This window comes from Cryobacterium sp. 10I1 (assembly GCF_035019805.1).
Taxonomy (GTDB): domain Bacteria; phylum Actinomycetota; class Actinomycetes; order Actinomycetales; family Microbacteriaceae; genus Cryobacterium; species Cryobacterium glucosi.
In genome coordinates this window covers 1-13,218 of record NZ_JASJVF010000078.1, presented here as the reverse complement: position 1 = coordinate 13,218, position 13,218 = coordinate 1, and the positions used below count along the sequence as shown (strand labels likewise).

Here is a 13,218-nt window from a genome sequence, read left to right as displayed (position 1 = left end):
TGTGAACCAGGCCGGGTCCGTGATGATGTTTGCGGAGTCGACGACCTTGACGGACGACGGCGTCGCCGCCTGGGCGGCCATCGTCGAGACCGCGAACATCGTGCAGTTCGCCGCAGACCGCCAGTTGCGGGATGCCGTGGGCCTGACCCTCGCCCAGTTCGAGATCCTGCTCCGGCTCCTCGAAGCGCCAGAGGGGCGGTTGCGGATGACCGACATCGCGGACGCGCTGACGGTGTCCCGCAGCGGGCTCACCTACCAGGTCGCCCGGCTCGAGGCCCTCGGGCTCGTGGAGCGACGCCCGTCACCCGGCGACGAACGTTCCGTCATCGCGCACATCACCGCAGCGGGCCGGGCGGCACTCGCCGCCGGCGGACCTGGTTACGTCACGCTCGTGCGTGAGATGCTCTTCGACCGCATCGGGCCGGAGGAACTCGCGACCGTCACCGAGATCCTCGGCGACGTGCGCGCGCAGCTGCGGTCACGTCCGAAGCGGTCGGCGTTCCGGCGTTCCCGCGGCGCTGCCGCTGCGGGGGATTGACCTCCCGGCGCCGCTCACGCCGTCGGGATCAGCTCGGTGCGGGGGCACGGCTGCCCGCCGACGAGATTGAGGCAGGACGCGAACACGGAGGGGTACGGTTCACTCAGCGAGGATCCGAACCAGGTGTTGTAGAACAGCCAGAAATTCAGGTTTCCGTGCGTCGAGCATCCGCCGCCGTCGCCGTTCGTGTCGGCGAGTGCCGCGGCATCCGGCTGGTACGGGGTGTAGTTGTACAGGTTCGCCGTGGCCTGGTTACGGATCTGAACCGTAGCCGCGCCGCACGCGGCGTCTGGGTTGTACGCGACGCTGACCGCGCCGACCTTGTAGGCGCGTTCGGGCTCCTGGGTGTACTGCCGGAACTGCCACGCGGCCCGGTAGACCTGGTTGAAGAAGCCGAAGTACTCCGCGGCGCAGTCGGCGGTATCCGGGCAGCCGTAGCCCGTCGCCCGCAGGTATCCGGATGCGCTGGGCCGGGTCAGCAGGGACTGTTCCTTCTGCAGCAGCACGAGGAGAACCCGCGGGCTGATCGTGCAGGCCTCGGCGACCTTCTCGATGATCGTGCTCGCACGCTCGTTCGGCTCGCCCGCGTACGCAGCGCAGTGTCCGGGGCCCTGCGCGGGTTCGGACACGGTCGACTCGCGGTACTCCCAGAGGCACGGCGACTCGTCGCGTCGCACACAGTTCCGGCCTTCCAGGAAGGACTGCACCTCGTCGGTCGTCATCGCATTGGGGTTGAAGAAGTTGTAGTCACTGATCAGGGCGCCGGCGTCGAAGACGGCGGGATCGGAGGGCGCCGTCCGCGGCACGACGACCGAGCGCACGAGGAAGCCGCCGGCCACGATCGCGGCGACCGTCGCGACGGCGATGAGGATTCGTCGCTGGGAGGCGCGGAGAGGCATGACTCCACCCTAACCGGGCCCGGCAAACGATCGGGGCCGGAGAGGTGCCAGCGCCAGGGCTGACGCGGGGCTGACGGTGCGGGGTGGCCGCGACGGTTCTTCTCGCGGTCGGGGGTGTTTTCCGTCGCGCCCCCTTTGCCGGGAGTAGCGTGGGAGCATGTCAGGCATCGATGCAGACCAGTCTCCAGCTCCCACCGGCAGTATCGTCGTCGGGCACGACGGCTCCGACTATGCGAACCATGCGCTCGCGGTCGCCCTCGACCTCGCCGGGCCGCTCGGCGCATCCGTCGTCGTCGTCCGGGCCTGGTCGATCGACACCGCTCCACGCCCGGCCGACTGGAAGTTCGGCTACGTTTCGCCCCTCACCGACTACGCCGGCGCGGTACGGGAGAAGCTCGAGGCCGATGCCGGGCCGATCGCGGCGCAGCATCCGGGAGTGCCCGTCGAGTACCGGGCGGCGTACGCGACGCCGCTCAGCTGCCTGATCAGCGTTTCCCGCGGCGCACGGATGCTGGTGGTCGGCTCCCGCGGGCGCGGCGGCCTCGCCGGGATGCTGCTCGGGTCGGTCAGTGAACAGTGTGTGCGACACGCGGACTGCCCTGTGCTCGTGGTGCGGCCCGGCGTACCGGCCTGAGCGGCCCCTAGCGTCCGGCCGCGGGGCTCCTGAGGTCGGCGACCGACGCCCGGGGGATGAGTTCCGTCGGGAGTTGGATGTCCTCGACCGGCTGACCCGGTGACTCGATCTCGGCCACGAGCCGTTCGACGGCGAGCTCTCCGAGTTGCTCGACCGGGCGCGCGACGACGGTGATCCCCGGGACCATGTATGCCGCCCACGGGCTGTCGTCGACCGTGACCAGAGACACTTCGCGTCCGATCGCGAGCCCCCGCGAACCCGCGACCTTGAGCACGGACAGCGCCATGTCGTTGTTGGAGGTGAAGATGACCGTGGGTGGGGAGGCCAGGTCGAGCATCTCTGCGACCGCGGCCTCCGATGACTCGGGGACGTCTTCGCTGAAATGCCAGACCTGGTCTTCGGGAGGGATGCCCGCGTCGGCCGCTCCGGCGGCGAAACCATCGGCACGGTCCCTGACGCTCGAGATCAGTGCGGGGGGCCGTGCGGTGGTCTGGCCTGCGATGTTCGCGGCCGTGATCAGGAAGCCGAGCCGGGCGTGCCCGAGGCCGACGGCATTGCGGACCGCCTCCCGCGTGCCGGTGAAGTCGTCAGTCGTGACCGTGGTGACGCCGAGATCGTCCAGGCGACGGTCGGCGAGCACGAGCGGGCGTCCGCCCAGGTTTCCGGCCTCGAGGTGCTCGCTGTGGCCGATTGCGGAGGGGAACACGATGAGGCCGTCGACCTGCTTCTCGAGCAGGGTTTCGATGGCCCCTCGCTCTACGTCCGGGTCCTCGTCGGTGTTGCTGATCAGGACCTGGTACCCGCGTTTTCGCGCGGCATCGACGATGGACTTGGTGGCGCGGTCGAAGAATGCGTTCGTGAAGTCTGCGATGACCACGAGTCCGATCGTGCTGGTCGACCCGGCGCGCATGGCCCTGGCGAGTTCATTGGGGCGGTAGCCGATCTCGTCTGCTGCGCGACGGACGCGTTCCACGGTGGCTGCGGACGTGCGCCCATACCCGGAGAGGGCCCGGGAGGCGGTGGCGCGGGAGACGCCGGCGTGCTCTGCGACGTCGATGATCGTCGGAGCGTGACTTCGTCGTTCAACCATGAACAATCCTCGTAATCGAAACGTTACCGAACAGGCTTGCGCCGCGGTGCTGTGTGCTGCAATCTTATACAAGTTTGCGAGAACGATCTCGCAAACGGCGTGTGCAGTCGCAATTGCAGTGCACCTATGTGTCAAAGGAGACCTCCATGAAGCGTTCGTTCCGAGCGATCACCACCGTCGGCGTCGTAGCCGCATTCGCCATGTCATTGGCCGCGTGCTCGACAACCGCGAGCACGGGAAGCGCGACCACGGCGACCGAAAAGAAGGACATCACCATCGCCTTCGTGATGGGCGCAGAGTCCGACCCGTTCTTCCAGGCCATGAAGGTCGGCGCCGAGGAGGAGGCCAAGGCCCAGGGCGTCAAGCTCATCTGGCAGGGCGACCCGGCCAAGTACTCCGCCGAAACGCAGATCCCGATCGTCGACGCCGTGCTCGCCCAGCAGCCCACCGGCCTCGTGCTCATCCCGACCGACCCGAAGGCCCTGCAGGCCTCGGTTGCCAAGGCCACAGCGGCCGGCATCCCCGTCGTCAACGTCGACACCCACGTCTCCGACCTCAAGGACGTCGTCAGCTTCATCACCGGCGACAACGCCGACGGCGGTTCCAAGGCCGCCGACGCGCTCGCGACCCAGATCGGCTACAAGTCCGGCGGCTCGTACAAGGTCGTCGTCGGACTCACCAGTGCCACCGCCACGACCAACGTGAGCCGCCTCGACGGCTTCAAGGCCCAGGTCGCCGCGAAGTACCCCGGCGTGGAAATCGTCGACGTCGCCTACTCCGAGTCCAACCCGGAGACGGCTGCCACGAACGTGAGCAACTGGCTGACCAAGTACCCGGACCTGAACGGCATCTTCGCGATCGACGGCACGAACGCCTCCGGCGCGGCCGCCGCGCTCGAGTCGAAGGGCCTCAGCGGCAAGATCGGCCTCGTCGGCTACGACGCATACCCGGACAACGTCGCCAAGATCAAGTCGGGCATCTTCACTGCCCTCGTCGCCCAGGACCCGGCCGCCGAGGCTCGCCTGGCCATCAAGACCCTCGTCGAATTCATCAACACCGGCAAGACGGCGACCGAGCACGAGGTCGTCATCCCCAACGTCGTCCTCGACTCCAAGACCTCTGACGCTGACTTCGCCAAGTACACCTACGTCAAGTAACTGACGCTTCCCGTACTTCACGAAAAGAGCCAGGGAGTCATCATGACCAACAGCAATCAAACCACTGCGCGGAAACCGGGCGTTCCGGCGGAACAGAAGCCGGTTCCGCTCGCTCTCACGGCGCGGATCAGCACCCTCGCGTCGAACCAGAGCACCATCCTGATCGGCGTGATGGTCCTCCTCGTCGTCGTCTTCTCGGTGCTGGAGCCCAAGTTCTTCTCCGCACTGACCGCCAGCAACATCCTCACAGACTGGGGATCGGTCGTCCTGATTGCAGTTGGCCAGACCTTCGTCGTGATCAGCGGTGGAATCGACCTCTCGGTCGGGGCCGTCATCGGTCTCAGCGGAGTCGTGTCGGCCTGGACGATGGCGAACGTCCTCAAGGTCGACCAGACGGTGTCCGGCGCGGACGCGTCGGGCCCGCTCCTCATCGGCACCCTGGTGTCGGTGGGAGTGGGGCTCCTCGTGGGCCTGACCAACGCCTTCCTGATCAACAAGCTCCGGATCGTCCCGTTCATCGCGACCCTGTCGACGATGGGGGCCGCCCTCGGGCTCTCCGTGATCATCTCGAGCGGGCAGCCCATCGGCTCGGCCAACAACTTCGACCTCATCGCCGCGATGGACCCGAAGGTGAACCCGTTGTCGTGGGCCTTGATCGTCGTGATCGTCGGGGTGACCATCGCCGGCCTGTTCCTGCACAAGGCGCGGTTCGGCCTCTACACCTACGCGATCGGCTCGAACACCTTCGCTGCCCGCGGCGCGGGCATCAACGTCGAACGACACCTGACGTTGGTCTACGCGCTCTCCGGGGCCCTGGCGGGCCTCGCCGGGATGTACGTCTACCTGCGCCTCGGTGCCGGCTCGCCGTCATCGGGAACGGGGCGTGAACTCGACGCCATCGCCGCGGTCGTCATCGGCGGCGCATCCCTGATGGGGGGCATCGGCCGGATCTGGGGCACCGTGCTCGGTGCGCTCATCCTCTTCACGGTGCAGTCCGGCCTGATCATGGTCGGCGTCGCACCCGACTGGAAGAAGGTCGTCGTGGCCATCCTGATCGCCGCGGCCGTCGCTGCGCAGACGCTGCAGAGCAAGAACGGAAGAAAATAATGACCGGCGAAGTGATCTACGAAGTCAAGAACGTCTCCAAGCGCTACGGGTCGGTCGTCGCCCTCGATGGTGCGAGCCTCAAGCTGCACGCCGGCGAGGTGCTCGGCCTGGTCGGCGACAACGGCGCGGGCAAGTCGACGCTCGTCAAGGTCCTCTCGGGGGCTCACCAGCCCAACGGCGGGAAGATCTACCTCGACGGCGTCGAGCGCACCTGGGGTTCGCCCCGGGAGGCGCTCGAGGCCGGCGTCGAAACCCTCTACCAGGACTCGGGGCTCGCCCCGCACCTGACGGTGTCGCAGAACGTGTTCCTCGGCCGGGAGAAGACCGTCAAGGGAATCTTCGGCACGATGGGCTTCCTGGCCCGCAAGGAGATGGAGCACGACGCCCACGAGGACCTCGAGCGCGTCGGGATCGCCGTTCCGGCATCCGACCGCCCGGTGTCCCAGCTTTCCGGCGGTCAGCGCCAGGCCGTGGCGATCGGCCGCGCCGTGGCGTGGGCGCGCCGTGTGATCATCCTCGACGAGCCGACCAACCACCTCGGTGCACGGCAGGCCGGCGAGGTGCTGCATGTCATCAAGGCCGCGAAGGCGAAGGGGCTCGGCGTGATCTTCATCTCGCACACCCTGCCTCATGTGCTCGAGGTCACCGACCGGGTCGTCGTGCTGCGGCTCGGCAAGATCGTCATGGATGCCCCCACCTCGGAATTCGACGGGGATCGCCTGATCGGTGTGCTCACCGGAACCATCCAGACGGTCAGGGTCGAGGGCGACTGACCCGCCGGTCGGACGCTCCGGGAAGCAAACGAAGCAGCCCCCTGGCGGCGCACTGCAGACACTCGCAGTGCTCCGCCCGGGGGCCGTCTTCGTGTCCTGAGACCGTGCGCGCTGGTCTCAGACGCTCGTGCGGAGCAAACCCCCGACATCCGTTTCCGCCCCGCCCGCTGCGGCGCGATTGGCCTCCAGCCAGGCGGTCAGGTCTGCGGCGGACAGGGGACGCGAATAGAGGTAGCCCTGCACCCCACCCGTGCCGAGGGCCTCGAGGAGACGTTGCTGGTCAAGCCGCTCAACGCCCTCTGCGACCGTCGCGACGCCGAGCTGGGCGCACAGCCGAACGATCGCCTCGATGACGGAGCGGTCGAAGGGATTGGACACCGCGCCGGCGACGAAACTCATGTCGATCTTCACGATGTCGACGGGGAGCGCGCGCAATGACGTCAGGGAGGCATAGCCCGTGCCGAAGTCGTCGATTGCGATCCCGACGCCGAGCGCTCCGATCGCGCGGAGGCGACCGATCGCGGCGGGGGAGTCCAGTACGACGGTCTCGGTGAGTTCGATGATGAGATCCTTCGCGAGGGTCCCGGTGTCGGCCAGGCAGCCGATGATCGAGTCGACGAACCCCTCGCGGTCGAGCTCGTGGGCCGAAACGTTCACGTGCACGGCCATCGGCGCTCCAGGATTGGCCGTCCGCCATGCCGCGGCGTCGAGGCAGGCGCGTCGCATCACGAAAGCGCCGATACCGATGATCGCTCCGGTCCGCTCGGCGATGTCGATGAAGTCACCGGGGAAGAGCAGGCCGCGTTCCGGGTGTTGCCAGCGGACGAGGGCCTCGACGGCGGTGCACTGCAGCCCGGGGAGATCGAGGATGGGCTGGTAGTGCACGACGAGCTCGTCGGCGGCCGCCGCGGCCGCGAGCTGCCATTCGAAGGTGACCCTGGGATTGTCCACGCGGAGGAGGCCAGGCTCGAAGACCTGGACGCGGTTCTTGCCATTGGCCTTCGCCGCGTACATCGCCACGTCCGCCTGGTGCACCAGATCCTCGATGTCGATCCCTGCTGCTGCTGTGGCGATGCCGATGCTGACGCCGACCTGCGCGGTGTTCCGCTCGAGGGTCACCGGTTCGGCGATCGACCTGCCCAGGGCTGTGGCGATGCAGAGGGCATCGGAATCACTCTTGCCGGCCAGGATGATGGCGAACTCGTCGCCACCGAGCCTGGCGCAGATGGCATTGCTCCCGGTGTTTGACCGCATCCGCTCGGCGACCTCGATGAGGAGTTCGTTTCCGGCCCGGTGTCCGAGAAGGTCGTTGACGTCCTTGAAATCGTCGAGATCGAGGAAGAAGATGTGGACGCCGCTGGCATCGTCTACCGTGCCCAGGATCGCGGTGAGCTTGGCCATGAACGACGCACGGTTGTTGAGACCGGTAAGCGGGTCCGAACTGACCTGGACCGTGAGCTCCCCCTGGACCGTACTGTTGCGGAGGGCGAGCGAGACCTGGTTGGAGAGCGCCCGGACCGAAACGAGGGCCTCCGCCGGGATCGTGCCGGGGGCTCCCACAAGAATCCACGTATTCGCCTGGGCATTCGAGGCGAGGCAGGCCCACGCCAGGGGGGTGCCGACGGCTGCATCGAGTGGGAGGGAGTCGACGTCGGTCGCGCTGGCGTCTTTTCCATTGGAGGCAGACGTGATGACGGTGCCGGGCAGTTGCGCAGGCAGCGAGTCGAACTGGCCGGTCGCGCCGTCGACGCGCAGGACAGGGCCGTCGCGCATGACCCGCAGGACGCGCAGTCCGGGGGTGGCGAGGCAGAGTTCCTGCGTCGCAGCCCAGCCGATGACCAAGATATCCGCCTCGTCGATGACTCCGAGGAGCAGGGTTCCAGTCGCCGAAAGCTCACGGTCGCGTCGCATCGACTGTTCGCGGGAGACCAGCACCATGCTCAGTTGCCGCACGATCACGACGGTGAGGAACAGGGTCGGAATAGTGCCGAGCACCACCACCGGTGGCGTCATCGCTGCGGACCCGTTGACCGGAACCCACAGCACGACCGTGATGACGAGTGCAAGCGAATACAGCGAGCAGCGGATGAATGACCTCGCCGTGGAACCGTAGAGTCCGCGCAACCAGATGGCCCCGAACATGACCCCGAGGACGATCATCGGGTCGGGCAGTGTCAGTGCGAGCGCCACGAACGCGACGAAGTCGATCAGGTCGAGTGCGAGCGGAATCCTTCTGAGGATGAACGCGGAACACCACGAGGCGATCAGGGCGACCGCGGCCGTGAGCGCGACCAGGAGAACTCCGTTGGTGTCCGAGGCGACGATGATCGGAACGGTGAGCAGAACTGAGGCCACCGCGAACCACGTGAAGAGCCACCGGGTGCCCTCCGTCATGCAATCCGGGCGGCGGAACGGATTCCACAGCGCGGTGAAGAAGTGATGTTGTTGTATCGCGGTCATGCGAGGCCGGGTCCTGTCAGTGTGTAGGCCGGCGAACCCGAAGGTCCCGTGCCTTTGCGACCCCGCCTTTCGACGGGTGTGCCTGTATGAGACCGCAATATTTGAAGCGTTTTCACACAGGGCCAGCCTAGCCTCCGCGTTCGGGGGGCCTGGCCGGAAGGAGCACCCATCCGTGTCGGGTAAACTCGAATGTCGGATTTGAGGGGTGTTTCGGTGGTCGACCTGGAGCTTGAACGGGAACAGAACTACGTGGCAACGCTGTACGCGCGTCTGGACGCGCTGCAACGGGAGGCCGAGGACCAGCTGACGGCGGTGCGGTTGCTCGACGTCGGCGGAAATCATCAGACCCGCTCCGAGCGGGACACCTTTGCGCGCCTCTACGAGGACCGGATCGTGCAGTTGCGGGAGATCGACGACCGGCTGGCGTTCGGCCGGCTCGAACTGGCCGCGGACGACGCGAGCGGCGACTCCGTGTTCCGCTACATCGGCAGGGTCGGGCTGCGCGACGAAGACTTGCAGCCGATGCTGCTCGACTGGCGGGTGCCGCAGGCGAGCGCGTTCTACCAGGCGACGGCCGCGACCCCGCTGGGAGCCAGGGCCAGGCGCCACCTGCAGTCCAGGGGGCGGACCATCATCCGGATCGAGGACGAGATCCTCGACGCCGAACGCCTCGGCGGAGAACCCTCAGAACATCAGGGGGAGGGAGCGTTGCTCTCCGCGCTGACCGCCCAGCGCACCGGGCACATGCCCGACATCGTCGCGACCATCCAGGCGGAACAGGACCGGATCATCCGCTCTGACCTCGCCGGAGTGCTCGTCGTCCAGGGCGGGCCGGGCACGGGGAAGACCGCCGTCGCGCTGCACCGTGCGGCGTACCTGCTCTACACGCATCGCGATCGCCTGAAGCACAACGGGGTGCTCATCGTGGGGCCGTCCCGCTCGTTCCTGCAGTACATCGAGGCGGTGCTGCCGTCGCTCGGCGAGACCGGGGTGGTTCTCTCAAGCGTTGGACAGCTGTACCCGGGCGTCGAGGCGACCCGCGAGGACGTCCCCGCCGTCGCGGCGCTCAAGGGCCAGGCTTTCATGGCCGCGCTCATCGCCCATGCGGTGCGCTCCCGGCAGCGGATCCCGGTGGGGACCCGTCAGCTCGAGGTCAACGGCGACAAGATCACCCTGGCCCCGCAGCTCGTGGCGAACGCGATCGCCAAGGCGCGCGAGGGCGGCAAGCCGCACAACCTCGCGAGGGTCACCTTCGTGAAGACCGCGATCGGCGCGCTCGCGCGCGACTGGCTGCGCCAGCTGCAGCAGGGCGGCGCCTCGATGGACGAGTCCGACCTGCCGATGCTGCGCGAAGACCTGCGGCTCGCCCAGGACGTGCGCGTCGCGCTCAACACCGCGTGGCTGCCGCTCACCCCCGAGAAGCTCGTGCAGGATCTCTACGCACGCCCGCAATGGCTCGCCGAGCTCACCCCGGGCTGGAGTGCGGAGCAGAGGGCGCTCCTGCACCGGGCCAGGGACGCCGAGTTCACGATCGCCGATATCCCGCTGCTCGATGAGGCGGCCGAGCACCTCGGCGAGTACAACGTCGTCGACGCCGCCCAGAAGCGCGAGCAGAAGGAACAGCGCAAACGCGACATCGAGAATGCCGAACTCGCAATCGCGAACATGGACGTGAAGGGTCTCGTCAACGCGCGCGCCCTGGCAGACAACTTCGCCGAGCTCGGCGACCGGGCCACGACCGCCGAGCGTGCGGCCGTCGACCGCACCTGGACATACGGCCACGTCGTCGTCGACGAGGCGCAGGAACTCTCGCCGATGCAGTGGCGGCTGCTGCTGCGCCGGGGGCCGCGCCGGTCGTTCACGGTCGTCGGCGATATCGCGCAGGCCGCATCCGCCTCGGCATCGGGCAGCTGGAAGGAGGCCCTCGCGCCCATCCTCGACGCCTCCCTCGAGGCCGGGCGCTGGCGCCTCGAGGAACTGACCGTGAACTATCGCACACCCCGCCAGATCGCGACCGCGGCCGAGGAGATGGCGATCGCGCACGGGCTGCCGGTGACGCCCTCGCGGGCGGTTCGCGCGAGTGAGTGGCCGATAACCGTCGAAGCGGATGTCGCGGCAGCGGTTCACCGCGAGCGCGCGCTGCGTGCGGGCGGCACCCTCGCCGTGATCGCTGCCGATGCGGCGCTTGAAGCCGTCGGGGCGGAGCTCTCGGCGGAGTTCGGGGACAAGGTCGGTCTCGGCGCCCTCGGGCTCGGCAGGGAGATCGCACTCGTCGGGCCTCGGGAACGTCGATCTGCGACACTTCAGATGGAGAACGGGGTCAGGGGCTGGGAGCCTCGAAGTAGAGGTGGGCGTGCGCCCGGCATCCGTCGTTGAAGGGCGCCGCGCAGTGCGGGCAGCGTGTCGCGGCACGGTAGTCGGTGATGCTCAGGGTGCGGAGGCAGGCTCCGCAGAGGATCGCCTGCTCCGCCCAGAGCTCGACCGGCCACTGCCGCGCGGCATGATCGGCCGCGGCGGCGTGGCAGAGGTGGCAGGGGTAGAACCGGCGGCAGCAGTAGAACCGGATCGCGACGACATCCGCCGCCGTGTTGTAGTGAACGCACCGCGTCTCGTCGTCGACGGTCTCGCCGAACACCTCGAGGTCGGTCGTGCCCAGCTGTTTTCGGCCCGGTGGCTGCACCAGCGGCCGCCTACTTCTTGGCGGCTGCGGTGACCTGGTCCTGGACGAAGGTGGAGAACACCGTCGCGTCGGTCAGGGAGCCGGTGTAGGCGACGCCGTTGACGAGCACGGTCGGGGTTCCGGCGACCTTGGTGAGGGTCGTCGAGTTGGGCAGCGGGCCGGCGAGGGCGCGCTTGGTCGCATTGCCGACCCAGGACTTGAAGGCACCGTCAGTGATGCACTTCGTGATGCCGGCGTCCGTGGCTCCCGCGGTCGTGACCAGGCTCACAAGTTCCTGATCCGTCAGGCCGGCGGTGCTCTCAGCGGGTTGCTGGGCGAACAGGGCGGCGTTGACGGCCGGGAATGCGGCGGGCTGGTAGTTGGCCACGCACACGGCGGCGTTCGCTGCCCGGGTCGAGTACTTCGTCCCGGCCGAGTTGGCGTCGAGGATGGAGATCGGGTGGTACTCGAGCGTCGCGTTGCCCGCGCTGACCCAGGAGTTGATCGCGGTGCCGTTGGTGGTCTCGAACTGGCCGCAATAGGGGCACAGGTAATCGGCGTAGACGACGATGTTCGCAGTGCTCGTGAGCTTGGTCTGGTCGGTCGCGACCGGCGTGGCGTCCGCGGCGAGGGCGGCCGTCGGGACGGCGGTGATGGTCGTTCCGTCGCCGGTGAGCAGGACCCCATCGCTGGCCATGTTCAGCGGGCCGGCGGCCGCGGGGCCGTTGCTGTTCACGATGACGAGGGCGACGACGACGGCGATCGCAACCAGTCCGGCACCGATGCCGCCTCGCAGGAACAGCTTGTTTCGCTTGTCCTTCTTCTGCTGGGCTTCACGCATCAAGCGGGCGCTCTCCCGTGCCGCATCGCGGCGGTCCTTCTTCGGGGGCGTGCCTTTGCCGGGGAGGTTGCTGTTCATAGACCCTGTACACCGTTTCGTCGCGAGTGACTTATCGAATCTAGGTTAGGCCGTCCACCTCCACGCCCCGTGCCATCGGGCTGGGAGCCAGCTGTGAGGAGGGTTAGAACCAGGTGCTGAGGTGCGGCGGCTGCCCTGAGCGGAATGCGGCGTCGACCTGCGTCGCGGCATCCTCCGTGTGCTCGGTGACCCTGCCGGCGCGGCTCAGCACGACGGCGCTCGGGCCGCCCAGGTACAGGGCGGAGAGGGCGGCGACCGAGAGGCTGAGGTGGGCCGCTCCCGCCGGGGTGGCCTCGCCCGCGGCGAGCGGATGCGCCGAGCCGGCACCGTCTGGAGAGACAGTGAGCAGGAACTCGCCCCCTGCGATGCCGAGGTCGTCGGAGACATCGAGGAGGAAGACGCCGGGTGCGGCGTATCGGCGGTGCTCGAGTGCGGCAGGCACGTCGAGGAGGCGCAGCCAGAGGTGGTCGCGTTCGGCGGAGGCGCGCACGGCCCGCGGGTTCTCGAGCTGCCAGACGAGGGGCTCCGCGGTACTCCGGAGCGGGGCGGAGACCTCTCCGATGAGGTCGAGGTCGAGCAGGAAGCGCCAGAGTGCTGTGTATGCCGCGTCGGTCGCCGCGACCAGGTCGACGACGTCGAGCCGACCAGGGTAGGCGTCGCCCTCGAGCGTGACGCTGTAGACCGCGAATCCCTTCGGTCGGCCGGTCGGGTCGTCGAAGCGCACCGTCTGCCGCGTCGGGGTGGCGGCGGTCGTCGGGGTCGGGGCTGCCGCCTCGGACGGCTCGGCCAACGCGGGGGTCGTGAGTCCGAGGATCTGGTCCCAGAGGCTGTCGCGACGGTCGACGTCACCGGCGCCGCGCCTTCTGGCGGCTTCGAAGATCGCCGGGGCGTCGTGGCGCAGTGATTCGGGGGAGACGAAGTGCAGCCGCCCCATGTCCGTCGGGGCTGCCGGGGCCGGCGGGCGTCGCGTCCTGCCGCACCT

12 protein-coding genes and 1 riboswitch are annotated in these 13,218 nt (G+C 68.2%); of the genes, 6 read left to right on the top strand and 6 right to left on the bottom strand.

Translation table 11 applies throughout. The annotated features are described in order from the left end of the window. Positions 1-538: MarR family winged helix-turn-helix transcriptional regulator (locus QN345_RS09070; RefSeq protein WP_323508589.1), on the top strand; the 538-nt coding region annotated here is incomplete at its 5' end. A gap of 14 nt (positions 539-552) precedes the next feature. On the opposite strand, the gene QN345_RS09065 is transcribed toward QN345_RS09070, so the two are convergent. After that, positions 553-1,437 (bottom strand): hypothetical protein, encoded by an 885-nt coding sequence (locus QN345_RS09065; RefSeq protein WP_134446795.1) that lies wholly within the window; start codon positions 1,435-1,437, stop codon positions 553-555. A gap of 157 nt (positions 1,438-1,594) precedes the next feature. On the opposite strand from QN345_RS09065, the gene QN345_RS09060 reads away from it, so the two are divergent. Beyond that, entirely contained in the window at positions 1,595-2,071 is a 477-nt protein-coding gene (locus tag QN345_RS09060) for a universal stress protein (protein ID WP_134446797.1), read from the top strand. A 7-nt stretch (positions 2,072-2,078) separates the two neighbouring features. On the opposite strand, the gene QN345_RS09055 is transcribed toward QN345_RS09060, so the two are convergent. Beyond that, a complete protein-coding gene (locus QN345_RS09055; RefSeq protein ID WP_134446799.1) occupies positions 2,079-3,161 on the bottom strand; it encodes a LacI family DNA-binding transcriptional regulator in 1,083 nt (360 codons plus the stop codon). A 146-nt stretch (positions 3,162-3,307) separates the two neighbouring features. On the opposite strand from QN345_RS09055, the gene QN345_RS09050 reads away from it, so the two are divergent. Genes QN345_RS09050 through QN345_RS09040 form a run of 3 tightly spaced genes read left to right on the top strand, consistent with a single transcriptional unit; the run spans position 3,308 to position 6,198 of the window. After that, positions 3,308-4,318, top strand: a complete 1,011-nt coding sequence (locus QN345_RS09050) for a substrate-binding domain-containing protein (RefSeq protein WP_134446801.1) — start codon at positions 3,308-3,310, stop codon at positions 4,316-4,318. A gap of 42 nt (positions 4,319-4,360) precedes the next feature. Then, on the top strand, positions 4,361-5,425 hold the full coding sequence (locus QN345_RS09045) for an ABC transporter permease (RefSeq protein WP_323508588.1): 1,065 nt from the start codon (positions 4,361-4,363) through the stop codon (positions 5,423-5,425). Further along, a complete protein-coding gene (locus QN345_RS09040; protein ID WP_134446805.1) occupies positions 5,425-6,198 on the top strand; it encodes an ATP-binding cassette domain-containing protein in 774 nt (257 codons plus the stop codon). Before QN345_RS09045 ends, QN345_RS09040 begins: the two co-directional genes overlap by 1 nt. Before the next feature lie 117 nt (positions 6,199-6,315). Here the strand turns inward: QN345_RS09040 and QN345_RS09035 are convergent, their stop codons facing one another. Next, positions 6,316-8,658 (bottom strand): putative bifunctional diguanylate cyclase/phosphodiesterase, encoded by a 2,343-nt coding sequence (locus tag QN345_RS09035; protein WP_134446807.1) that lies wholly within the window; start codon positions 8,656-8,658, stop codon positions 6,316-6,318. Positions 8,659-8,677: 19 nt separating this feature from the next. Further along, positions 8,678-8,751: riboswitch (cyclic di-GMP riboswitch) on the bottom strand. 120 nt (positions 8,752-8,871) lie between these two features. On the opposite strand from QN345_RS09035, the gene QN345_RS09030 reads away from it, so the two are divergent. After that, positions 8,872-11,034: a HelD family protein gene (locus QN345_RS09030; protein WP_323508587.1), complete on the top strand. Its 2,163-nt coding sequence runs from the start codon at positions 8,872-8,874 to the stop codon at positions 11,032-11,034. Here QN345_RS09030 and QN345_RS09025 read toward each other — a convergent pair. The 3 genes from QN345_RS09025 to QN345_RS09015 form a co-directional block, all read right to left on the bottom strand. After that, positions 10,979-11,338 carry a CHY zinc finger protein gene (locus QN345_RS09025; RefSeq protein ID WP_322188506.1) on the bottom strand — a complete coding sequence of 120 codons (360 nt, stop codon included), beginning with the start codon at positions 11,336-11,338 and terminating at the stop codon, positions 10,979-10,981. The two genes, QN345_RS09030 and QN345_RS09025, sit on opposite strands and share 56 nt — an antisense overlap. A gap of 10 nt (positions 11,339-11,348) precedes the next feature. Continuing rightward, positions 11,349-12,236, bottom strand: a complete 888-nt coding sequence (locus QN345_RS09020) for a DsbA family protein (RefSeq protein WP_322188504.1) — start codon at positions 12,234-12,236, stop codon at positions 11,349-11,351. Between the two features lie 103 nt (positions 12,237-12,339). Next, positions 12,340-13,218: sterol carrier protein domain-containing protein (locus QN345_RS09015; protein WP_323508586.1), on the bottom strand; the 879-nt coding region annotated here is incomplete at its 5' end.